At 53.8% G+C, this 621-nt stretch carries 7 tRNA genes; all 7 read left to right on the top strand.

Annotated features, from left to right (window positions below):
- Positions 1–2 precede the first annotated feature (2 nt).
- The 7 genes from SLH52_RS23310 (at position 3) to SLH52_RS23280 (ending at position 621) form a co-directional block, all read left to right on the top strand.
- Positions 3–78: transfer RNA gene (locus SLH52_RS23310), tRNA-Lys, on the top strand.
- A gap of 6 nt (positions 79–84) precedes the next feature.
- Positions 85–167 (top strand) — tRNA-Leu (locus SLH52_RS23305).
- A 17-nt stretch (positions 168–184) separates the two neighbouring features.
- Positions 185–259 (top strand) — tRNA-Gly (locus tag SLH52_RS23300).
- A 5-nt stretch (positions 260–264) separates the two neighbouring features.
- Positions 265–353 (top strand) — tRNA-Leu (locus SLH52_RS23295).
- A 13-nt stretch (positions 354–366) separates the two neighbouring features.
- Positions 367–443: transfer RNA gene (locus SLH52_RS23290), tRNA-Arg, on the top strand.
- Positions 444–455: 12 nt separating this feature from the next.
- Positions 456–532: transfer RNA gene (locus tag SLH52_RS23285), tRNA-Pro, on the top strand.
- A 13-nt stretch (positions 533–545) separates the two neighbouring features.
- Positions 546–621, top strand: a tRNA-Ala gene (locus SLH52_RS23280).

Here is a 621-nt window from a genome sequence, read left to right as displayed (position 1 = left end):
ATGAGCCATTAGCTCAGTTGGTAGAGCATCTGACTTTTAATCAGAGGGTCAGAGGTTCGAGTCCTCTATGGCTCACCATTTTCCGCGGGTGTGGCGGAATTGGCAGACGCGCTAGACTTAGGATCTAGTGTCCTTGTGACGTGGGGGTTCAAGTCCCTTCACCCGCATTAATTAAATAAATGTTGCGGAAGTAGTTCAGTGGTAGAACACCACCTTGCCAAGGTGGGGGTCGCGGGTTCGAATCCCGTCTTCCGCTCCAATGCTGCCGGGGTGGTGGAATTGGCAGACACACAGGACTTAAAATCCTGCGGTAGGTGACTACCGTGCCGGTTCAAGTCCGGCCCTCGGCACCATTTATAATTTGAAGCGCCCGTAGCTCAATTGGATAGAGCGTCTGACTACGGATCAGAAGGTTATGGGTTCGACTCCTTTCGGGCGCGCCATCTAGTGAATAACGGGAAGTAGCTCAGCTTGGTAGAGCACATGGTTTGGGACCATGGGGTCGCAGGTTCGAATCCTGTCTTCCCGACCACTTATTAAATTAAGGGGCCTTAGCTCAGCTGGGAGAGCGCCTGCCTTGCACGCAGGAGGTCAGCGGTTCGATCCCGCTAGGCTCCACCA

The sequence above is a fragment of the Cytobacillus sp. IB215665 genome, from assembly GCF_033963835.1.
Lineage (GTDB): Bacteria > Bacillota > Bacilli > Bacillales > SM2101 > Nanhaiella.
This window is presented reverse-complemented; position numbering and strand designations above follow the sequence as displayed.